Genomic DNA, 20,876 nt, shown 5'->3' with positions numbered 1-20,876 from the left:
CGCACCTCCCCCGGCAGGCGGGATCGAGCCGGGACATCCACGGCCTGATCACCTGAGCCTCCGAGGGTCGACAGTTGGCAAGTGACGACGGGTGCCGGGCAGCGGCCCGGCCCCGGTCACTTGCCGAGACGGCGACGCTGGACGCGGGTCTTGCGCAGCAGCTTGCGGTGCTTCTTCTTAGCCATGCGCTTGCGGCGCTTCTTGACCACCGAGCCCATACGACAGCCTTTCGATGCAACATGCGGGGCGACCGGATGACACCACCATCGGGTGCCGTCGACGACCGCGTGCGGACAGCGGACCGGGCCAGCGGGACATGCGGCGGGGCGCATCTGCGGTCACGGTCGGGGTCCAGGGTAGCGGGAGAGCGTCAGCAGGACCAACGCGCCCCCGTCGATGCCCGTTACGTCGCACTCGACGGGTGGCCCGCGGGCGGCTCAGGCGGTCTCCTGAAAGGCACCCCGCAGGTATTCGTGCACCGCGTGTTCGGGAACCCGGAACGACCGGCCGACCCGGACCGCGGTGAGCTCACCGCTGTGCACCAGGCGGTAGACCGTCATCTTCGACACCCGCATGACCGTCGCCACCTCGGCGACGGTCAGGAACTTGACCTCCGACAGCCGACCGTCGGACTGCGACCCGGCCATGGCTCACCGACCCATCCCATGCCCGGCGCGTGCCACCGGACGGGATCCTCCCCGCCCGGACCGGCGACGCGCGTGTTACCAGTACGGTAGCGGGGCGGCTGTGACCGGCGCGATCCCTTCGTACAACTGATCATGGTTCGGGGGGTCGGTCCACCCGACCGGCTACGTCGTTGTCGAACCTGTTGCGCCCGGCGTCCGGTCGGCCCTCGTTCCGCCCGCGGCGCGACCACCGGGAGCCGAGCGCCACCCGCCTCGCCGCGCTCACGAGCCGCCCCCGTCGCGCGGAAGGCGCCCGGTGGTTCCGGCGGCGCCACCGGAACCACCGGGCGGGTGCCCCGGGCCGCTTCCGGACGCGGACCGGGGCTCCGCGCTGGGAGCGGCACCAGTGTGTCAGGTCGGCCGGCACCGCCCGACAGCGGTCGATCATGAACGCCCCCGACCGCCCCTGGGCTGCGCCACCCAGGCGACGCCCACACGACGTGTCGCTCAGGCGGCCACGGCCCGGACGTACGCGACGCACTCGTCGTGCAGGGCGCTCCACGGCTCGCCGAAGGTCGCCTCGGCCGCGTCGGCCACCGGGCGGCGCTCGTGCACCACCGCCGCGAAGAAGGCCAGCAGCCGCTCCGGGCCGAACCGGTCGACCAGGTGCCGGACGGCCAGGTAGGAGATGCCGTAGCTGCCGCTGACCCGCTCGGCCGGCGCGTCGTCGGCCGGGTTGAGGCCGTCGAGCCGGCCGTCCCAGCCACCGGTCAGCCGCCGCACCTCGGCCAGTCCCTCGTACCGCTCGACCGGCTGGCCGTCGGCGCCGGCGTGCTCGGCCAGCCCCTCGACCAGCCACCAGATGCCCTTGCCCGGGTAGCCCCGCTCGGGCAGCGAGGCGGCGTGGGTCAACTCGTGCCGGAGGAGGTCGTCCACCCCGCTGGACACCAGCCCGTCGGCGTTGAGCACCACCTCGTGGTGGCCGCCGCCGACGGTGACCGCGTACCCGCCGGTCCACTTCGGCCGGCCCCCGCCGTACCAGCGCTGCCACTCCGCGCGGCCCGCGTAGAAGACCCGGTACCGGTCGGGCGGCCGGCCGGCGACGACGTACGTGTCGGCGACCGTGGCGGCCGCCTCGGCCTGGGCGAGCAGGCCGGGCAGTTGCCGGCGCAGGGCGGGGGTCGTGGCCACCAGGGTGCGCGGGCCGACGGCGACGACCAGCTCGCTGACCTCCCAGGGCCGGGTGCCGGTCTCCGCCGATCGGGACGGCTCCACGGCGAGCAGCCGGGGCCGCTCCCCCGCCCGCCAGCGGGTGCCGGTCAGCACCCGGCTGGTGCGGCAGTCCGGCACGACGAAGCAGTACCGGAATTCGACCGGCAACCGCCACTCGCCGGGCCGGCCCTCGACCGGGGTGGGCAGGCCGGTCGCCTCGGCCTGCCAGGCGGTCACCCGCAGCGCCCGCAGCGCGGCGTACCGGCGGCGCAGGTCCGGGTGCGCGACGGGTTCCGCGACGGCCAGGAACGCGGCCCGGTCCCCGGCGAGCAGCGCGGCCGACTGCCGCGCCAGCTCCGCCGTCATCCGCTCGCCGAGCTGGCGGGCGGCCCGCTCGGCGGGGTCGTCGGCCCGGGTGCCGGAGGCCCCCGGCATCGGCCTGGCGTCGTCGCGCACGAGGCCGGCCAGCAACGCCGTGGGCAGGCCGCAGGTGACCATCACCACGACCGCCGCGAGCGCCGCCCAGAGCGGCCACAGCCGCCGCGACGCCCGCTCCGCCTGCACCGCGACGGGACCGGGCTCGGCCGACGCCGTGGGCACGGTCGGCAGGCCCGGCCCGGCGGGCACGGGCGACGTGGCCGGCCCGGCGGGCGCGACAGGGGTGCCCGGCGTGGGCGGCTCGGTGGGCGTGGACGATGCCGCGGGCGGTGTCGTCGCGGTGGCCTGCGCGTCGTCCGTCGCCGGCCGACCGTCGGCCTCGGGCTGCCCGTCAGTCACCCGGCGAAGGGTACGACCATCCGGTCGCCCCGGCGACCACCGACCCGGCCCGACGCCGCACCCGGGCGGGTCGCGCCGGCACCGGTGGCGGCGGGCCCGCCGGGGCGGCTCAGGCAGGGCGGCCCGACCGCCGGAGCAGGGCGACGGTGAGCGCCCAGACGACGACCAGCGCGACGCCGACCAGCGGCCGTCCGAGCAGGGCGTACATCGGGGGACGAGGGTCTCCGCCGGCCCGTACTGGGACCGCTGGGGGGGGTGACGGTGGTCGATCCGGACGGCTACCGCCTGGTGCTGAGCACCCGGGGCTGGTCGAACGGCTGAGTCACTTCCTGCTGAGCACGGCCCGGCCGAAGAAGGCCAGGTTGGACGGGCGCTCGGCGAGGCGGCGCATCAGGTAGCCGTACCACTGGTCGCCGTAGGGCACGTAGGTGCGCACGGTGTAGCCCTCGCCGACCAGCCGGGTCTGCTCCTCCGGCCGGATGCCGTACAGCATCTGGAACTCGAACCGCTCGGGGCCGCGGTCGAACCAGCGGGCCCGGTCCTCGCCGATGGCGATCAGGCGCGGGTCGTGGGTGGCCAGCATCGGGTAGCCGTCGCCGGACATCAGGATGTTCAGGCAGCGGACGTACGACTTGTCCACCTCGCGGGCGGACTGGTAGGCCACCGACTCCGGCTCCTTGTACGCGCCCTTGCACAGCCGCACCCGGGACCCGGCCGTGGCCAGCTCGCGGCAGTCCGACTCGGTCCGCCGCAGGTACGCCTGGAGCACCGCCCCGGTGGACGGGTGGTCCTTGCGGAGCTTGGCCAGGATGTCCAGGGTCGAGTCGGTGGTGGTGTGGTCCTCCATGTCCACGGTGACCGTGGTGCCCGCCTCGTCGGCTGCGGCGCAGATCGCCCGGGCGTTGTCGTAGGCGAGCTGCTCGTCGAACATCTGGCCGAGCGCGGAGAGTTTGATGCTCACCTCGGCTGCCGGGGTCAGCCCCGCGCCCGAGAGCCGCGTCAGCAGCCGCAGGTATTCGTCCCGGGTGGCGTTGGCCTGCTCGGGGGTGACGGTGTCCTCGCCGAGGTGGTCGAGGGAGACCGCGAGACCGTCGTCGACGAGTTCGCGGGTCGCGCGCAACGCGTCGTCGGTCTTGGCGCCGGCCACGAACCGGCGGACGAGGTCCCGGGTGACCGGGGCCGTCGCGACGAGCCGCTCGACCTGGGATGACCGGGAGGCGGCGAGGATGACGGAACGGAGCATGGACCGAGCGTAACGCCCGACGACGCCTGCGCGCCGGGCGGCGGCGGCACTGCCCGCGCCCAGGTCCCAACCGCGTCACAGGCCCCGCCCGGGGCGGACGGCGCTGGTGTCCATCGGTTACAACCATGACGTGGAACATCGCCCCCGCCGCCGGCTCCGGTCGGCCTCCGTGCAGCTCGGCGCGCTCACCGCCTTGGCGCTCGCCCTCTCCGCCTGCAACACGACCTCCGACGACGACGATGACGACGACTGTGCCCTCGGGCCTGTCGGCGGCGGCGGCACCGTGGCCGTCGCGCTGCGGGTGCCCGAGGTCGCCGCCGGCGGCACCGCGCCGGAACCGGTCACCGCGGCCGTCCCCGACCGGGGCGGCTTCGGCACCCACCTCGCCGCCTGCGGCGGCTGACGTGCGCCGGGAGTCCGTCACCCCCCGCCCCGGCTGGGACGCGACCATCCGCTCGCAGGGCCTGGTGTACGTCGACACGGAGCTGCCCGACGGCGGGATCATGTCGTACTGGGACGAGACCGCCGCGTACGCCTTCGAGCTGGAGGAGGTGCTGCGGCTGGAGGAGGCGACGGAGGAGCTGCACCGGATGTCGGTGGCCGCCGCCGAACACGTCGTCGCGCGCCGCCGCCACGCCGAGTTCGGCATCCCGGACTGGGCGGCCGAGGCCGTGGCCCGGTCGCTGCGCGAGTCGCCGCCGACCCTCTACGGGCGCTTCGACCTCTGGTACGACGGCAGCTGGCCCCCCAAGCTGCTGGAGTACAACGCCGACACCCCCACCGCCCTGGTCGAGGCGAGCATCGTCCAGTGGTACTGGCTGGAGCACACCCGGCCGGAGCTGGACCAGTGGAACAGCCTGCACGAGCGCCTCGTCGGCGCCTGGGCGAAGATCGGCGCCGGCCTGCACGACCGGCGGGTGCACGTGGTCTGGTCGAACGAGGAGGAGTCCGGCGAGGACCAGATGACCGCCGGCTACCTCGCCGAGACCGCCCGGCAGGCCGGGCTGGACGTCGTGTTCCAGCCCGTCCAGGAGATCGGCTGGGACGGGCGGCGCTTCGTCGACGCGGCGGACCAGCCGGTCACCACCTGCTTCAAGCTCTATCCCTGGGAGTGGATGCTCGCCGAGCCGTACGGGTCGCTGGCGCTGCGGCCGGGCACCCCGACCACCTGGATCGAGCCGGCGTGGAAGCTGCTGCTGTCGAACAAGGCGCTGCTCGCCGTGCTCTGGGAGCTGTACCCCGGCCACGAGCTGCTGCTGCCGGCGTACCTCGACTCGCCGCGCGGCATGTCCGAGTACGTCGCCAAGCCGCTGCTCGGCCGGGAGGGCGGCTCGGTGCGGATCGTCACCGACGCCGGGGAGATCACCAATCCGGGGATCTACGGCGACGAGGGCTTCTGCTACCAGGAGTTCCGCGCGCTGCCGGAGTTCGAGGGCAACCGGATGGTGCTGGGCAGCTGGGTGGTCGACGGCGAGTCGGCCGGTGCGGGGGTGCGGGAGAGCGCGAGCCTCATCACCGACGGCTACGCGCGGTTCCTGCCGCACTACATCGACGCACCACGCGGCTCCTGAGTCGTCTACCGTTGTGGGCGTGAACTTCGACGCGTACGCCCGGACCGGCGTTGACCTCGTCAACGCCCGCCTGGACGACCTCGACGACCTGCGGGCCCTCTTCCCCGACGACAACGCGTGGATGCGTGACGAGGTGGCGGAGCGGGACCTCGCGACCTTCCGGCGGGCGCAGAAGCGCCTGCGCGACGTCTTCGAGTACGGCACCTCCGGGCGGGACGCCCACGCGGTGGCCGAGCTCAACGCCCTGCTGGAGGCGTTCCCGGTGCAGCCCCGCATCTCCGGGCACGACTCCAGCGACTGGCACATGCACGTGACCAGCCGGGGCGCCTCGGTGAGCGCCGAATACCTGGCCGGCGCGGTCTGGGGCCTCTCGGTCTGGCTCTGCGAGTACGGCAGCGCCCGGTTCGGGGTCTGCGCCGACGAACGCTGCGGCAACGTCTACCTGGACACCTCGTCCAACTGCTGCCGGCGGTTCTGCTCGGAGCGCTGCGCCACCCGCTCGCACGTGGCCGCGCACCGGGCCCGCAAGCGCGCCGCGGTGGGCGAGCAGGCCGGCGCCGCCAGCAAGGAATCCCTCACCACGGTCGCCTGACGCCCGGCCCGGGTCGGCCACCGGCCCGGGCCGGAGCTGTCGACCGGCACCCTGGACCGGCTCGCGGCGCGGCCCGCCGCGCCCGGTCTCCCGCCACGGCCCCGCCCGACCCGCGTGGTGCGGTGCCGCGTCGAGGGTAGGCGCGTCAGGCGTCGACGGGGGACGGGGTGCCGAGGTGCTGGCGGGCGAACTCCAGCGCCTCGCGCAGGTCGGCCTCCCGCACCGCGCGGCTCTTCGCGCCCCGGGTGGTGACCTCCACGGCGACCGAGCCGGTGAACCCTCGCCCGGCGAGCGAGGAGAGCAGCTCGGCGCAGGGCTGGGTGCCGCGCCCGGGCACGAGGTGCTCGTCGCGCCCCTCGCCGGTGCCGTCGCCGAGGTGGACGTGCGCCAGGCCGGCGCCCATCCGGTCGGCCATCGCCATCGAGTCGGTGTGCGAGGCGGCGCAGTGCGACAGGTCGAGCGTGTAGGAGGGGTAGCCGGTCTCGGTCGGGTCCCAGCCCGGGACGTACGGGACGAACTGCCGGCCGGCCATCCGGACCGGGTACATGTTCTCCACCGGGAAGTGCAGGCCTGGGAACTCGCCGGCGATCCTGGCCAGCCCGTCGGCGAAGTTGCGCGCGTAGTCGCGCTGCCAGGTGAACGGCGGGTGGACCACCACGGTGGGCGCGCCGAGCGTCGCCGCCATCTCCGCGGACCGGCGCAGCCGCTCCCACGGGTCCGGGCTCCACACCCGCTGGGTGACCAGCAGGCAGGGCGCGTGGACGGAGAGCACCGGAATGCCGTAGTGCTCGGCGAGCCCGCGCAGCGCGCCGACGTCCTGACTGACGGCGTCCGTCCAGACCATCACCTCGACGCCGTCGTAGCCGAGCGCCGCGGCCAGCTGGAACGCCGCCGCGGTCCGCTCAGGGAAGACCGAGGAACTGGACAGGAGCACGGGGACGCGGGAAGTCACACCATCGAGGGTAGCGGGGGTCGATTGACACCTCATGACGAGAACCCGCAAAGCGCCCGTATCACCCGGAACCGAGCTGGTCGAGCCGGCGCAGGATCACCCCCTCGCGCAGCGCCCACGGGCAGATGTCCAGCGCCTCCACGTCCAGCCGGCGCATCGCCGCCTCGGCGACCACCGCCCCGGCGAGCAACTGGTGGGCCCGGCCCGCGCTGACCCCCTCCAGCTCGACGAGCTGGGCCGGCGGGATGTGCCGGATGAACCCGAGCACCTGCCGCAGCCCGCGGCGGGTGAGCCGGCGGGGGGCCCACAGGCCCGCGCCGGAGGGGGCCGCACCGGCCAGCCGGGCCAGGGTCCGGAACGTCTTCGAGGTGGCCACCGGCCGCTCCCAGCCCACCGCGGTCATCCGCGCGACGACGGGCTCCAGCAGGCCGTCGGCGTACGCCCGCAGCTCGTCGACCGCCTCGGCCGGCGGCGGCGCCGCGCTGTCCGGTTCCACCCGGAGCCGGTCCCGGGTCAGCCGGCCGGCGCCGAGCGGCAGCGACACCGCCTCGTCCGGGTCCTCGTCGATGCCGGCCGCGATCTCCAGTGAGCCGCCGCCGATGTCCAGCACCAGCAGCCGCCCCGCGGACCAGCCGAACCAGCGCCGCACCGCGAGGAAGGTCAGCCGCGCCTCGTCCGCGCCCGGGAGCACCTCCAGGCGTACGCCGGCCTCCTCGCGGACCCGGGCGAGCACCTCGGGGGCGTTGGTGGCGTCCCGCACGGCGGAGGTGGCGAACGCGATCAGGTCGTCGGCGTCCAGCCCGTCGGCGGCCGCCCTGGCCATGCTGACCGCCTTGACCAGGCCGTCCGCGCCCGCCTCGGTGAGCGCGCCGTCCGGGCCGATCTGCTCGGCGAGCCGCAGCACCACCTTCTCCGAGTGCGCCGGCCACGGGTGCGCGCCGTGGTGGGCGTCGACCACCAGCAGGTGCACCGTGTTGGAACCGACGTCGAGGACACCCAGTCGCATGTCCAAGACACTAGGGGCAACGCGATCGCGCGGCTCGGCGGACCGGGCCGGGCTCCGGGCGTACGCTGGGCCGGGTGACAGGGCAGATCGAACTCCGAGTGCTGGTGGACGACCCGGACGACCCGCGCAGCCGCGAGGTCCCGCTGGACTTCCCGCGGGAGTGGATCGAGTTCGCCGACCCGGCGGACGAGAACCATCTGGTCCGGGCCGACCTGACCTGGCTGCTCTCCCGCTGGACGTGCGTCTTCGGCCGGGGCTGCCACGGCATCGTCGCCGGCCGGGCCGCCGACGGCTGCTGCTCGCACGGCGCGTTCTTCACCGACTCGGACGACGAGCAGCGGGTCCGGGCCGCGGTGAAGCGGCTGAGCCCGGCGACGTGGCAGCACCACCGTCGCGGGTTCAAGAACTGGACCGAGAACGACACCATCGACGGCAAGAACCCGGCCCGCCGCACCGCCACCCAGGCGGAGGACGGCCCGTGCGTCTTCCTCAACGACGCCGGTTTCCCGGGCGGCGCCGGCTGCGCGCTGCACGCCCAGGCGCTGCGCGACGGGGTGCACCCGCTGGAATACAAGCCGGACGTCTGCTGGCAGCTGCCGATCCGCCGCGACCAGGAGTGGGTCAAGCGGCCGGACAACACCAAGGTGCTGGTCTCCACGCTGGCCGAGTTCGACCGGCGGGGCTGGGGTGCCGGCGGGCACGACTTGGACTGGTGGTGCACCTCCTCCACCGACGCGCACGTCGGCGCCGAGCCGATGTACGTCTCCTACGGCCCGGAGCTGACCGCGCTCATCGGCGCGCCCGCGTACGCGAAGCTGGCCGAGCTGTGCGGGGCGCGCAGCCGGCAGGGCATGGTCGCCCCGCACCCGGCCGACGGCGCCTGACCGACGCCGCACCACGTACGAAAGGGGCCCGCGCCGGCGCGGGCCCCTTTCGCGCGTACGCCGATCAGGGCTCGAACTTGTAGCCCAGGCCCCGCACCGTGACGATGAAGCGCGGCGCGGACGGCTCCGGCTCGATCTTGGAGCGCAGCCGCTTGACGTGCACGTCGAGGGTCTTGGTGTCACCGACGTAGTCGGCACCCCAGACCCGGTCGATGAGCTGCCCCCGGGTCAGCACCCGGCCGGCGTTGCGCAGCAGCAGCTCCAGCAGCTCGAACTCCTTGAGCGGAAGCTGCACCGGGGCGCCGTCGACGGTCACCACGTGCCGCTCGATGTCCATCCGGACGGGGCCGGCGGCCAGCGTCGGCGCGCCCGACTCGGCGACCTCGGAGCTCTGCCGGCGCAGCACCGCCCGGATCCGGGCGACCAGCTCCCGCGGCGAGTACGGCTTCGTCACGTAGTCGTCGGCGCCGATTTCCAGGCCGACCACCTTGTCGATCTCGCTGTCCCGCGCCGTGACCATGATGATCGGCACGTGCGAGCGCTGTCGGAGCTGCCGGCACACCTCGGTGCCGGACATCTCGGGCAGCATCAGGTCGAGCAGCACGATGTCGGCGCCGGTCCGGTCGAACTCGGTGAGGGCGGAGGGGCCCGTCGCGGCGACGGACACCTCGAAGCCCTCCTTGCGGAGCATGTACGACAGGGCGTCGGAGAACGACTCCTCGTCCTCGACCACCAGAACGCGGCTCAACGGGGATTTCCTTTCCATTGCTGTCAGACCTGCCGGAGCTCGGCCGGGCCGGCCTCGATCCCAGCAGACGGCAGTGTCGCCAGGATCTCGTCGGGGGGACGGGCGGGCAGCCGCAGGGTGAACGTCGACCCACCACCAAGAGTGCTCGACACCTCGACCCGCCCGCCATGGTTGCCGGCGATGTGTTTGACGATGGCGAGCCCCAGCCCGGTGCCGCCGGTCGACCGGGACCGCGCCTGGTCGGCCCGGTAGAAGCGCTCGAAGATGCGGTCGACGTCGGTCGGGCCGATACCGATGCCCTGGTCGGCGACGGCGATCTCCACGTGTTCGTCGTCGGCGCGGGCGGTGATCCGGACGGTCGTGTCCTCGCCCGAGTAGTTGATGGCGTTCTCGACCAGGTTCGACACCGCCGTGGCGAGCTGGGTGTCGCTGCCGTGGACCGTGAGCCCCCGTTCCCCCTCGACGACCACGTCGATGCGGCGGGCGGCGGCGGAGGTGCGGGTCCGGTCGACCACCTCGGCGACCACCCAGTCGACGGCGACCGGCTCCGGGGGCGGCTGCGCCTCGGCGCCCTGGAGCCGGGTCAGCTCCAGCAACTCCTGCACCAGGCGCCCCAGCCGGGTCGACTCGTGCTGGATCCGCTCGGCGAAGCGTCGGGCGGCGACCAGGTCCTCGGAGAGGTCGGGCGCGCCCGCGCCGGCCGGCTCGGTGGCGTCGAGCAGCGCCTCGGCGAGGAGTTGCAGGGCGCCGATGGGGGTCTTCAGCTCGTGGCTGACGTTGGCCACGAAGTCCCGGCGCACCCGGGCCAGCCGGTGCGACTCGGTGACGTCCGCCGCCTCCACCGCGATGTAGCCCGCGCCGAGTCCCATCGCCCGCAGGTGCACCCCGAGCGGGTTCACCCCGGTGTTGTCGCGGCCCCGCGGCAGGTCCAGCTCGATCTCGCGCCGCACGCCGGTGCGCCGGACCTGCCCGGCGAGCGTACGGATCAGGGGGTGGGCGGCGATCGAGCCGGGGGTCGGGCCGGTGCGGAGCAGCCCCATCGCGCGGGCGGCGGGGTTGACCAGGACGGGCAGGTCGTCGGGGTCGAGCACCACCACGCCGGCGCGGAGCGAGTCGATGGTCCGGCGGCCGAGCCCGGACTGCGGATCCTCGGCTATCGGGAGCCTCCCACGCGTGAGGGGGAAGCCCGGCCGGCTCCCCGTCGAGGTGGAGCGCCCGCCCAGCCCGGGTACGAACCGGGGCAGCAGCACCCCGGCGACCAGTCCGGCCACCAGCCCCACGGCCAACGCGACCGTCACCGCCCACTCCACCCGGCGATCGTAGGGCGATTGTTAACCTGGCAACCACTACAAATAGGGTGAATCACGCTCGCTTCCGGGAAAATTCACTCCCGCGTCCGGCGTCGTTCACCGTGGTTCATCTGTGGTCCGTCCGTCCGACCTACCGTGGGCGGCGCACCTGCTCCCTCGCCGCCCTCGGCGACCACCGACCACAGGACGTGACAATGCGCGACGAGTTCCGGGCTGACCTGCAGATCGTCAGCCAACTGCTGGTGGACATGGCGGAAGGGGTCCGGGCCGCGATGCGGCAGGCCACCCGCGCCCTGCTCACCGCGGACCGCCGGGCGGCCGAGACGGTGATCGAGCGGGACGCCGAGATCGACGACCTCTACCGGCACGTCGAGGAGCGGGTCTGCGACCTGCTCGCCCGGCAGGCGCCGGTCGCCTCCGACCTGCGCGCGATGATCACCGCGCTGCACGTCGCGGCCGACCTGGAGCGGATGGGCGACCTGGCCGACCACGTCGCCAAGACGGCCCTGCGCCGGCACCCGTCGCCGGCCGTGCCGGCCGAGCTGCGGCCGATCTTCACCGACATGGCCGCCACCGCCGACCGGATGGCCGTCAAAATCGGCTCGGTGCTCGCCAAGCCCGACGCCGACCTCGCCGCCGAACTGGACCGCGACGACGACACCATGGACGACCTGCACCGGAGCCTGTTCGGGGTGCTGCTCGGCGACGACTGGCCGTACGGCGTGGAAACCGCCATCGACGCCACCCTGCTCGGCCGCTTCTACGAGCGCTTCGCCGACCACGCCGTCAACGCCGGCGAGCAGGTGGTCTACCTGATCACCGGCCAGACCCCGCCCCCCGCAAGCTGAGTTGTAAGGAAGGGCCCCTTGTTAACGCTATGCGTTAACAAGGGGCCCTTCCTTACACGGCACGTGGGTCAGCGGCCCTGGTTGGCTACAGCGGCGGCGGCCGCCTTGGCGGCGGTCGGGTCGAGGTAGGTGCCGCCCAGCGTCAGCGGGCGCAGGTGCGGGTCGAGGTCGTAGCGCAGCGGGATCCCGGTCGGGATGTTGAGCTTGGCGATCGCCTCGTCGGAGATCTGGTCCAGGTGCTTGACCAGGGCACGCAGCGAGTTGCCGTGCGCGGCCACCAGCACCGTCCGGCCGGCCAGGATGTCCGGCACGATCGAGTCGTACCAGTAGGGCAGCATCCGCTCGACGACGTCCTTGAGGCACTCGGTGCGCGGCATCAGCTCGCTGGGCAGCAGCGCGTAGCGCGGGTCGCCCACCTGCGAGAACTCGTCGTCGTCCGCGATCGGCGGCGGCGGCGTGTCGTACGAGCGGCGCCAGAGCATGAACTGCTCCTCGCCGTACTCCTCCAGGGTCTGCTTCTTGTTCTTGCCCTGCAACGCGCCGTAGTGCCGCTCGTTGAGCCGCCACGACCGCCGCACGGCGATCCAGTGCCGGTCGGCCGCGTTGAGCGCCAGCTCGGCGGTGCGGATCGCGCGGCGCATGACGCTGGTGTGCACCACGTCAGGCAGCAGGCTGTGCTCGCGCAGCAGCTCGCCGCCGCGGCGCGCCTCGTTCTCGCCCTTCTCGGTCAGGTCGACGTCGACCCAGCCGGTGAAGAGGTTCTTGGCGTTCCAGTCGCTCTCGCCGTGCCGCAGCAGGACCAGCGTCCCGACGGTGGGCCCCTCGCTCGCAGTCATGCCGATCATCCTGCCGCACCCGGCGCGGGGACACGCGGGCGGTGGTCGTGACGACCACCACGTGGAAAAGGCGGTGACCGGAAAACTGGCCCCACACTAGGTTGTAAGGCGCAACAGTCAGGACGGTCATTACGCGAGCGGGGGCGCCGACGTGCGGACGATGCGGGGTTGGTTCCGGGACACGACAGGTGGCCTGCCGGTCACCTTCTGGTACCTCTGGGCCGGCACGCTGATCAACCGGCTCGGCTCGTTCGTCCTGGTCTTCCTCGCCATCTACCTGACCCAGGAGCGCGACTTCTCCGCGTCGCAGGCGGGCCTCGTGATCGGCCTGTGGGGTGTCGGCGGCGCGGTCGGCACCACCGTCGGCGGCACCCTGACCGACCGCTGGGGCCGCCGGCCGACCCTGCTCACCGCGCACCTCGGCGCGGCCACCATGATGCTCGCCCTCGGCTTCGCCCGGGAACTCTGGGCGGTGGCGCTCGGCGCGCTGCTGCTCGGCATGTTCGCCGAGGCCGCCCGCCCGGCGTTCGGGGCGATGATGATCGACGTGGTGCCGGAGAAGGACCGGCTGCGCGCCTTCTCGCTGAACTACTGGGCGATCAACCTCGGCTTCGCGTGCGCCGCCGTCCTCGCGGGCCTCGCCGCCGAGGCCGGCTACCTGCTGCTCTTCGTGGTCGACGCGACCACCACCGTGATCACCGCGCTGATCATCTTCGCCAAGGTCGGCGAGACCCGGCGGGCCCCCGCCGTCGGCGCCCGCCACAAGGGCCCCGGGGCGCCGGCCGGGGCGCTGCGCACCATCCTGACCGACCGCGTCTACCTGGGCTTCGTGACGCTCAACCTGTTCGGCGCGCTGGTCTTCCTCCAGCACATCTCGATGCTGCCGATCGCGATGGGCGAGGACGGCCTGAGCCCCGCCACGTACGGCTCGGTGATCGCGCTCAACGGGGTGCTGATCGTGGTCGGCCAGCTCTTCGTACCCCGGCTGATCAAGGGCCGGAGCCGGTCGCACGTGCTCGCCCTCGCCTCCGTGGTGATGGGCGTCGGGTTCGGTCTCACCGCGTTCGCGGACGCGGCCTGGTTCTACGGCCTGACCGTGCTGATCTGGACCGTCGGCGAGATGCTCAACTCGCCGTCCAACGCCACCCTGATCGCCGAGCTCTCCCCCGCCGAGCTGCGCGGCCGCTACCAGGGCGTGTTCTCGCTCTCCTGGCAGGTCGCCGGCGCCGTCGCGCCGGTCCTCGGCGGCCTGGTTCGTGAGCAGGCCGGCAACGGCGAGCTCTGGCTCGGCTGCGCGTTGGTCGGCGGGCTGATGGCGATCGCCCACCTGGTCTCCGGCCCGGCCCGGGAACGGCGGGCCGTCGCCCTGCGCGGGGCCACCGAGACCGTCGTGCCGGTGGTGGCGGTCCGACCACCCGCGCCGGAGGCGGCCGAGGCGGCGGCCACCGCGCCCGCCGAGCCGCTGGTGCCCGGCGCGGACGCCGGCCCGCCCGCCGACCCGCGGCGGACGGCCGAGTCGACAGGCGTGCGGTGAGTCGAGCGCGCGCCCGGGAGGGCCTGACCGGAGTGCGGTGATCAGCGACACGCTGGCGCGCCGGACCCGGGCTTCCTACGGTCGAACCTGAAACCGTTAACAAACACAACTGTCTGGAGGGGCGGGTGCGGTCCCTGCGTCGCTGGCTGGACGACACCGCGGGCGGCCTCCCCGCCACCTTCTGGTACCTCTGGGCCGGCCTGCTGATCAACCGGGCCGGCGCCTTCGCGATGCTCTTCCTGTCGCTCTACCTGACCGCTGCGCGCGGCGCGAGCGAGGCGCTGGCGGGCACGGTGGTCGGGGCGTACGGGCTGGGCGGGGCGGGCGGCGTGCTGCTCGGCGGGGTGCTGGCCGACCGGTGGGGACGCCGGGCCACCCTGCTCGCCGCCCACCTGGTCACCGCCGGGCTCATGGTCGCCCTGGCCTTCAGCCGGCACCTGGTGGTGATCGCCGTGCTCGCCGCCCTGGTCGGGATGGCGCACTCGATGCCCAGCCCCGCCTTCGTCGCGGCGATCGTCGACGTGGTGCCCGAGCGGCGCCGCGCCCGCGCGTTCAACCTCCAGTTCTGGGCGTTCAACCTCGGCATGGCGGTGGCCTCACTGCTGGCCGGCCTGCTCGCCGAGGCCAGCTTCCTCGCGCTCTTCCTGGTCGACGCCGCCGCCACCCTGGTCGCGGCCCTGGTGATCGCCTGGAAGGTCCCGGAGACGCTGGCGCGGGTGCGGGTCGGCCGGGCGGCGGGACACCGGGAGCGGGCGGCGCGGCGGCGGGGGCGTCCGCGCCCGCCCGGGCTGCACACGGCCCTGATGGACCGCACCTTCCTCACCTTCGTGGGCCTGACCTTCGTGCTGGCCGTGCTGACCATGCAGACCTCGACGATCATGCCGCTGGCGATGCGGACGGACGGGCTGCGCCCGTCGGCGTACGGCGCGGTGGTCGCGCTCGGCGGGGTGCTGATCGTGGTGGGGCAGCTCTTCGTGCCGAGGCTGATCGAGCGGCACCGCAAGCACCACGTCCTGGCCGTGTCGACCGTGCTGCTGGCGGCCGGCTTCGCCGTCCTCGCCGTCGCCGACGACCTGGCGGTGTACCTGGCCGCGGCGCTGGTCTGGACGGTCGGCCAGATGCTCGCCGCCCCGCCGAACGCCCAGATCAACGCCGACCTCGCCCCGCCCGAGCTGCGCGCCCGCTACCAGTCGGTGTTCTACCTGGCATTCCCGGCGGCGTCGTTCGTGGCGCCCACGCTCGGCGGGGTGAGCCTGCAGTACCTCGGGGACGGGCACTGGCTCGTCGTCGGCGGGTTGGGGCTGCTGGCGGCCGGCTGCCACCTGCTGACGGGCCCGTCCCGCGACCGCCGGGTGGCCGCCCTCCGCGCCGCCCACACCCAGGCCCGCCCCCGGCCCGCGGCCCCGGCCCGGACGCCCGCACCGGCGCGCTGACCCGTACGGCCGGGGGCGGTCAGGAAGGGCCGGCATCGCCGCGCACCCGGCGAGAGACGGGCGCGTCCCCCGAGGAAAGCAGAGCGCCCATCACGGCCTGTGGTCGTGATGGGCGCTCGCACGGTATGACCGGCGGCGGCGGGCGATACCCACCCCCGTAGGCGTCGCCCGCTCGCGCCGCCGGTCCAAACAGGTGGCCACCGTCCCCCAACGGTGTTGTTCCACCCGTCCCCTGCACCTCGCTCGGTGCACGGATCTGATCGATCCGCCGCTCCCCCGAACGTTTCCGAGCGTGGTGCGGTGCAATAAAGTTAGTTCGCCCGGATTCCCGATTCAAGCTGGATCGGCTGTCTCGCCGGTCACAGCACCCGGTGTCCCACCCGGATGTAGTTGCCTCGGTCCTCCGTCGTGGCCAACGGTGGATACCCGTCGGCCATTCCCCCAAACACGTCAGGCGTCCTCACGATCCGGGGATTCCGTACGGAAGAAGTTGCTGGGCCGGCCGTCGCGGAGCTGCTCCTGGTAGATCAGGTTCAGCTTGCGATCGTCGAAGGTGCGGAACCACTCGTCCCAGGTGATCTCGCGCACCCGGCTGCTTTCCCGGTAACCGGGGATGTTGAACGTGAGCACGCCGGCCCGGCCCTCCCGCTCGGTGCCCGCGATCGTGGCCGGCGTCGCGCCGCGCTCCTGCGCCCAGCGCCGGATCACGTCGTGGTTCGCGGTGACCAGACTGCGGCCGGGGCGCTCGGGCCGGTCGGCGATCGAGGTGATCACCTGCGAGGAACGCACCGACCGCGAGGAGGCACGGCCGGTCCGGACCGGGGTCGCCTTCGTCGCCGTACCGCCACCCGCCAGGCCGGCCCGCGACGACGCCGGCGCGGACTTCCTCGCCGCCGTGGTCTTCCGGGCCGGCGCGATCTTCTTCGCGGGCGCGGTCTTCTTCGCCGCCGCCTTCTTGGCGGGGGCCGCCTTCTTGGCGGGGGCCGCCTTCGCGGCGGCCTTCCGGGCCGGGGCCTTCTTCGCCGGGGCCTTCTTCGCCGGGGCGGTCTTGTTCGCGGCCTTCGCCCGGCTCGGGGCGGCCTTGCCCGCGGCCCGTCCGGCAGCCGCCTTCTTCGTGGCGGCGGCCCGGCCGGCCGATGCCTTCGTCCCCGTCGCGCGGCCGGCGGGCCCGGTGCTGCGGCGGGCGGCACCGCCCGCGCGGCGCTCCGCACTCAGGGCCCGCACCAGGGTCTTCACCAGTTCCGGCTTGCGCAGCGCGGAGATCCCGGAGACCCCGCGCCGGCGCAACTGCCCCCGGATCTCGTCCACCTTCATCCGCGAGATGTCGGACTCGGAGATCCCCGGCGTGTTCGGGGTCTGGTTGCCCGCCTGCCGTTTCGTCCTGGTCGCAGTCCCGCCGCGACCTGAGCTGTTCCGCTGAGCCATGGGACGCTCACGCTCCTCGACAGTTGGTCCTCGGCGCGCGGCGGGTCCCAGTGCCGCGCCGCGCGGTGCGGCATACCCGTCAGGACCGGTCCGAACCTCCCGCCGGGGCACCCGCACCGGGAGCGCCGCCCCCGGTGCCGGCGGCCCCCGCGGAGCCCGCGCCGGCGGCGGCCGGGGACGGCTCGAAGAGGTGCGCGAACGCCGCGAGGTTCGCGGTGGATTCGCCCCGCTTGACCCGCCACTCCCACTCCCGGCGGATCGAGCTGCCGAAGCCGATCTCCAGCATCGTGTCGAAGGACTCGTCGGCGTACGTCAGCACCGCGCCGAGCAGCCGGTCCAGCTCGTCGGCGTCGATCCCCGCCGGGTTGACCCGGCCGGTCAGGTAGACGTCGCCGACCGCGTCGACGGAGAAGGACACCCCGTACATCCGGGCGTTGCGTCGCAGCAGCCAGGCCCACAGCTCCTCGCGGCGCTCGTCCGGCTGGCGCATCACGAACGCCTCGATCCGCAGCGCGTGCTCGCCGACGATCAGGTTGCAGACCGTCTTCAGCTTGTGGGTGCCCGGCAGCGTGACCGCGTACGAGCCCGGGCCGGTCGACTCCCAGGCCAGCTCCCGCTCGTCGCAGACCGCCTCGATCAGGGCCGCCAGATCGTCCTTCGCGCTCATCGGCCCACTCTACGGCCGCCCCCGCCCCGGCACCCGGTGGCGACGGACGGCCCGCCACCGGCGACCGGGCCGATCACCAGGAGCAGGACATCGCCGCGTCGCCGGCCAGCTCGGAGGCGAGCCGGGCCCGGTGGCCGGCGATCGCGTCGCCGTAGACGGCGAGCAGCCCCGAGGCCGTCCGCTGCCAGGAGAACGCGCGGGCGTGCCGGGCCGCGCCCCGGGACAGCTCGGCCCGGCGGAGCCGGTCGGGCAGCAGACGGCCGAGCGTACGGGCCCAGTCGACCGGGTCGTGGCCGTCGACGAGCAGGCCGCTGACCTGGTCCCGGACCGCGGTCACCAGCCCGCCGACGGCGGCGGCCACCACCGGCGTGCCACAGGCCTGGGCCTCCAGCGCCACCAGCCCGAAGGACTCGTTGTGCGACGGCACCGCCACCAGGTCGGCCGCCCGGTACAGGGCGGGCAGGTCGTCGCCCGTCTGCGGCGGCAGGAACCGCACCCGGTCGGCGACGCCGAGCGAGGCGGCCAGCTCCATCAGGGCGGTCGGCCGGTCCAGGCCGCTGCCGCTGGGGCCGCCGCAGATCACCACGGTCACCTCGTCGGCGAGCGCCGGGTCGCGCTCGCGCAGCGCGGCCACCGCGCGGACGAGCACGTCCGGGGCCTTCAGCGGCTGGATGCGGCCGACGAAGGCCACCACGTACCCGGTGGCGGGCAGCCCGAGCCGGCGGCGGGCGGCGCGCTGGTGACCCGCGGGGGCGGGGCGGAACCGGTCCAGGTCCACGCCGGGCTCGACGATCGCCACCTGGGTCGGGTCCGCGTCGTACCGGTCGATCAGGTCCCGGGCCTCGACCGCGGTGTTCGCGACGAGCCGGTCGGCCTCGGCGACCACCTGTTCCTCGCCGATGACGCGGGCCTTGGGTTCCGGCCGGTCCCCGGCGGCGAGCTGGGCGTTCTTGACCTTCGCGAGGGTGTGCGCGGTGTGCACCAGCGGCACGCCCCAGCGTTCCTTGGCCAGCCAGCCGACCTGGCCCGAGAGCCAGTAGTGGGAGTGGATCAGGTCGTAGTGGCCCGGTGGGCGGGACGCCTCGGCGCGCAGCACGCCGGCGGTGAAGGCGCAGAGCTGACCCGGCAGCTCCTCCTTCGTGAGCCCTTCGAGCGGGCCGGCGGTGACGTGCCGGACGTGCACGCCGGGGGCCGTCTCGACGACCGGGGGCAGGTCGCCGGAGGTCGCCCGGGTGAAGATCTCCACCTCGACGTCCGCCTCGGCGAGCCGCCGCGCGACCTCGAGGATGTAGACGTTCATGCCGCCCGCGTCGCCGGTGCCCGGCTGGTGCAGGGGCGAGGTGTGCACCGAGACGGTGGCGATCCGCCGGGGGCGGGGCCACGGACGCGCACCGCGCTGACGACCCACACCGGTGTGCACTTCCGCCACGTCCGCTCCCTCTGTCACGGTTTATGCCGTCCCGCACGCCCGGCGCTTTTCGGACAACGTCCTCGCCGGATGTCATCTTCCCGATCCCGCCCCGCTGATGCGCGGGGGCGACCCCCGGGCGTGACGGACCTCATCACCGCGCCGAGGGCGCCCGGCGCGGCCGGCCGGGTGAGAATGGCCGGATGACCTCTGTCGCCGTCGTCACCGGAGCGTCCAGCGGGATCGGCGCGGCCACCGCCCGCCGGCTCGCCGCCGAGGGCTTCCACGTGCTCGCCGCCGCGCGGCGTACCGACCGGTTGGCCGCCCTGATCGCGGAGATCGAGGCGGCGGGGGGCGCGGCCACCGCCGTGCCCTGCGACGTCACCTCCGACGAGTCGGTGGCCGGGCTCGCCGAGGTCGCGGCCGCTGCGCCGGGGCCGGTCACCCTGCTGGTCAACAACGCCGGCGGCGCGCGCGGCCTGGACCCGGTCGAGTCCGGGTCGGTCGGCGACTGGCAGTGGATGTACGACGTCAACGTGCTCGGCACGCTGCGCGTCACCCAGGCGTTGCTGCCCGCGCTGGAGGCGTCCGGGGCCGGCACCATCGTGATCGTCTCCTCGACCGCCGGCCTCACCGTCTACGAGGGCGGTGGCGGCTACACCGCCGCCAAGCACGCGCAGACGGCCGTCGCCGGCACCCTGCGCCTGGAGTTGTGCGGCCGCCCGGTCCGGGTGGTGGAGATCGACCCCGGCATGGTGAAGACCGACGAGTTCGGGCTGGTGCGCTTCGGCGGGGACGCCGAGAAGGCGGCGGCGGTCTACGCCGGGGTCGCCGAGCCGCTGGTCGCCGAGGACGTCGCCGACTGCGTCGCCTGGTGCGCGACCCGCCCGCAGCACGTCAACGTCGACCGCCTCGTGGTACGCCCGCTGGCGCAGGCCGCCCAGCACAAGGTGCACCGGGTCGGCTGAGCCGGACCGGCGGTCGACGATGGCGGGCACGGCGCGGCACCGGCCGCTCGGCGTGGTGACCCGGGGGACGACCAACCCCAACCGGCTCCGCCGGGTGGACAACTGGATCGTCGAGACCTGCGGGGAGGCGCTGCGCGACGCCGCCGACCCGCTGGTGGTGGACCTCGGCTACGGCGCCACCCCGGTCACCGCCGTCGAGCTGCGCGCCCGGCTCGCCGCCGGGGTCCGCGCCGACGTGCGGGTGGTCGGGCTGGAGATCGATCCGGTACGCGTGGCCGCCGCCCAGCCCGCCGCCGACCCGCCCCGGCTGACGTTCGCCCGGGGCGGGTTCGAGCTGGCCGGGCTGCGTCCCGCCCTGGTCCGCGCGTTCAACGTCCTGCGCCAGTACGACGAGCGCGAGGTGGCCGACGCCTGGCGGACGATGACCGCCGCGCTGGCCCCGGGCGGGCTGCTGGTGGAGGGCACCTGCGACGAGCTGGGCCGGCTCGGCGGCTGGGTGCTGCTCGACGCGGAGGGCCCCCAGACGCTCACCCTGGCCGCGAAGCTCACCACCCTGGGCACCCCGGCGGAACTGGCCGAACGGCTACCCAAGGCGCTCATCCACCGCAACGTCCCCGGCGAGCGGATCCACGACCTGATCGGGGCGCTCGACGACGCCTGGCACGCCGCCGCCGGCTACGCCCCGTTCGGCCCCCGCCAGCGCTGGCTCCACGCGGTGTCCGCCGTACGCGCGTCGGGCTGGCCGATCCTCGACGGCCCCCGCCGCTGGCGCCACGGCGAGCTCACCCTCCCCTGGCCTGCCGTCTCCCCCACCTGACCGCGCCAGCCGCCGGGGC

At 74.3% G+C, this 20,876-nt stretch carries 21 protein-coding genes; 9 read left to right on the top strand and 12 right to left on the bottom strand.

From position 1 onward, the window contains the following. Positions 1–116 precede the first annotated feature (116 nt). The 4 genes from ACGF5G_RS20115 to ACGF5G_RS20100 all read right to left on the bottom strand — a co-directional run bounded on the left by ACGF5G_RS20115 (position 117) and on the right by ACGF5G_RS20100 (position 3,858). On the bottom strand, positions 117–218 hold the full coding sequence (locus ACGF5G_RS20115) for a 30S ribosomal protein bS22 (RefSeq protein ID WP_007465623.1): 102 nt from the start codon (positions 216–218) through the stop codon (positions 117–119). 219 nt (positions 219–437) lie between these two features. Next, positions 438–647 carry a helix-turn-helix domain-containing protein gene (locus ACGF5G_RS20110; protein WP_007465625.1) on the bottom strand — a complete coding sequence of 70 codons (210 nt, stop codon included), beginning with the start codon at positions 645–647 and terminating at the stop codon, positions 438–440. Positions 648–1,133: 486 nt separating this feature from the next. Next, the gene (locus ACGF5G_RS20105; RefSeq protein ID WP_393264792.1) at positions 1,134–2,615 is read right to left on the bottom strand and encodes a hypothetical protein; all 1,482 of its coding nucleotides are present in this window, start codon (positions 2,613–2,615) and stop codon (positions 1,134–1,136) included. Between the two features lie 322 nt (positions 2,616–2,937). Beyond that, positions 2,938–3,858, bottom strand: coding sequence for a proline dehydrogenase family protein (locus ACGF5G_RS20100; RefSeq protein ID WP_393264790.1), 921 nt, complete (start codon positions 3,856–3,858; stop codon positions 2,938–2,940). A gap of 130 nt (positions 3,859–3,988) precedes the next feature. Between ACGF5G_RS20100 and ACGF5G_RS20095 the strand changes: the two genes are divergently transcribed. Genes ACGF5G_RS20095 through ACGF5G_RS20085 form a run of 3 tightly spaced genes read left to right on the top strand, consistent with a single transcriptional unit; the run spans position 3,989 to position 6,021 of the window. Further along, positions 3,989–4,261 carry a hypothetical protein gene (locus ACGF5G_RS20095; protein ID WP_393264787.1) on the top strand — a complete coding sequence of 91 codons (273 nt, stop codon included), beginning with the start codon at positions 3,989–3,991 and terminating at the stop codon, positions 4,259–4,261. Position 4,262: 1 nt separating this feature from the next. Beyond that, the gene (locus tag ACGF5G_RS20090) at positions 4,263–5,429 is read left to right on the top strand and encodes a glutathionylspermidine synthase family protein (protein WP_393264785.1); all 1,167 of its coding nucleotides are present in this window, start codon (positions 4,263–4,265) and stop codon (positions 5,427–5,429) included. Positions 5,430–5,448: 19 nt separating this feature from the next. Next, complete coding sequence (locus ACGF5G_RS20085; RefSeq protein ID WP_393264782.1) at positions 5,449–6,021, top strand: CGNR zinc finger domain-containing protein; 573 nt, start codon at positions 5,449–5,451, stop codon at positions 6,019–6,021. A gap of 145 nt (positions 6,022–6,166) precedes the next feature. On the opposite strand, the gene ACGF5G_RS20080 is transcribed toward ACGF5G_RS20085, so the two are convergent. Further along, complete coding sequence (locus ACGF5G_RS20080; protein WP_393264780.1) at positions 6,167–6,973, bottom strand: sugar phosphate isomerase/epimerase family protein; 807 nt, start codon at positions 6,971–6,973, stop codon at positions 6,167–6,169. A 61-nt stretch (positions 6,974–7,034) separates the two neighbouring features. After that, the gene (locus ACGF5G_RS20075; RefSeq protein ID WP_393264779.1) at positions 7,035–7,979 is read right to left on the bottom strand and encodes a Ppx/GppA phosphatase family protein; all 945 of its coding nucleotides are present in this window, start codon (positions 7,977–7,979) and stop codon (positions 7,035–7,037) included. A gap of 74 nt (positions 7,980–8,053) precedes the next feature. On the opposite strand from ACGF5G_RS20075, the gene ACGF5G_RS20070 reads away from it, so the two are divergent. Beyond that, the gene (locus ACGF5G_RS20070; protein WP_393264776.1) at positions 8,054–8,863 is read left to right on the top strand and encodes a hypothetical protein; all 810 of its coding nucleotides are present in this window, start codon (positions 8,054–8,056) and stop codon (positions 8,861–8,863) included. Between the two features lie 64 nt (positions 8,864–8,927). On the opposite strand, the gene ACGF5G_RS20065 is transcribed toward ACGF5G_RS20070, so the two are convergent. After that, a complete protein-coding gene (locus tag ACGF5G_RS20065) occupies positions 8,928–9,611 on the bottom strand; it encodes a response regulator transcription factor (RefSeq protein WP_350707007.1) in 684 nt (227 codons plus the stop codon). A gap of 23 nt (positions 9,612–9,634) precedes the next feature. After that, a complete protein-coding gene (locus ACGF5G_RS20060) occupies positions 9,635–10,921 on the bottom strand; it encodes a sensor histidine kinase (RefSeq protein WP_393264774.1) in 1,287 nt (428 codons plus the stop codon). Positions 10,922–11,115: 194 nt separating this feature from the next. On the opposite strand from ACGF5G_RS20060, the gene phoU reads away from it, so the two are divergent. Next, positions 11,116–11,769 carry a phosphate signaling complex protein PhoU gene (phoU, locus tag ACGF5G_RS20055; protein ID WP_393264771.1) on the top strand — a complete coding sequence of 218 codons (654 nt, stop codon included), beginning with the start codon at positions 11,116–11,118 and terminating at the stop codon, positions 11,767–11,769. Between the two features lie 68 nt (positions 11,770–11,837). Here phoU and ACGF5G_RS20050 read toward each other — a convergent pair whose 3' ends face one another. Beyond that, the gene (locus ACGF5G_RS20050) at positions 11,838–12,605 is read right to left on the bottom strand and encodes a phosphoglyceromutase (protein WP_393264769.1); all 768 of its coding nucleotides are present in this window, start codon (positions 12,603–12,605) and stop codon (positions 11,838–11,840) included. A 151-nt stretch (positions 12,606–12,756) separates the two neighbouring features. On the opposite strand from ACGF5G_RS20050, the gene ACGF5G_RS20045 reads away from it, so the two are divergent. Then, the gene (locus ACGF5G_RS20045; protein ID WP_393264766.1) at positions 12,757–14,139 is read left to right on the top strand and encodes an MDR family MFS transporter; all 1,383 of its coding nucleotides are present in this window, start codon (positions 12,757–12,759) and stop codon (positions 14,137–14,139) included. Between the two features lie 125 nt (positions 14,140–14,264). Continuing rightward, positions 14,265–15,572, top strand: a complete 1,308-nt coding sequence (locus ACGF5G_RS20040; RefSeq protein ID WP_393264764.1) for an MFS transporter — start codon at positions 14,265–14,267, stop codon at positions 15,570–15,572. 450 nt (positions 15,573–16,022) lie between these two features. Here ACGF5G_RS20040 and ACGF5G_RS20035 read toward each other — a convergent pair whose 3' ends face one another. The 3 genes from ACGF5G_RS20035 to mshA form a co-directional block, all read right to left on the bottom strand. Continuing rightward, positions 16,023–16,997 carry a hypothetical protein gene (locus ACGF5G_RS20035; protein WP_393264762.1) on the bottom strand — a complete coding sequence of 325 codons (975 nt, stop codon included), beginning with the start codon at positions 16,995–16,997 and terminating at the stop codon, positions 16,023–16,025. Positions 16,998–17,076: 79 nt separating this feature from the next. Beyond that, on the bottom strand, positions 17,077–17,664 hold the full coding sequence (locus ACGF5G_RS20030; RefSeq protein ID WP_393264760.1) for a YbjN domain-containing protein: 588 nt from the start codon (positions 17,662–17,664) through the stop codon (positions 17,077–17,079). Positions 17,665–17,737: 73 nt separating this feature from the next. After that, complete coding sequence (gene mshA / locus ACGF5G_RS20025) at positions 17,738–19,093, bottom strand: D-inositol-3-phosphate glycosyltransferase (RefSeq protein ID WP_393264758.1); 1,356 nt, start codon at positions 19,091–19,093, stop codon at positions 17,738–17,740. Between the two features lie 182 nt (positions 19,094–19,275). On the opposite strand from mshA, the gene ACGF5G_RS20020 reads away from it, so the two are divergent. Then, on the top strand, positions 19,276–20,040 hold the full coding sequence (locus ACGF5G_RS20020; RefSeq protein WP_393264756.1) for an SDR family NAD(P)-dependent oxidoreductase: 765 nt from the start codon (positions 19,276–19,278) through the stop codon (positions 20,038–20,040). A 19-nt stretch (positions 20,041–20,059) separates the two neighbouring features. Further along, positions 20,060–20,857, top strand: coding sequence for a class I SAM-dependent methyltransferase (locus ACGF5G_RS20015; protein WP_393264753.1), 798 nt, complete (start codon positions 20,060–20,062; stop codon positions 20,855–20,857). Positions 20,858–20,876 lie beyond the last annotated feature (19 nt).

Source organism: Micromonospora sp. NPDC047730 (genome assembly GCF_043204765.1).
Taxonomy (GTDB): domain Bacteria; phylum Actinomycetota; class Actinomycetes; order Mycobacteriales; family Micromonosporaceae; genus Micromonospora.
This window is presented reverse-complemented; position numbering and strand designations above follow the sequence as displayed.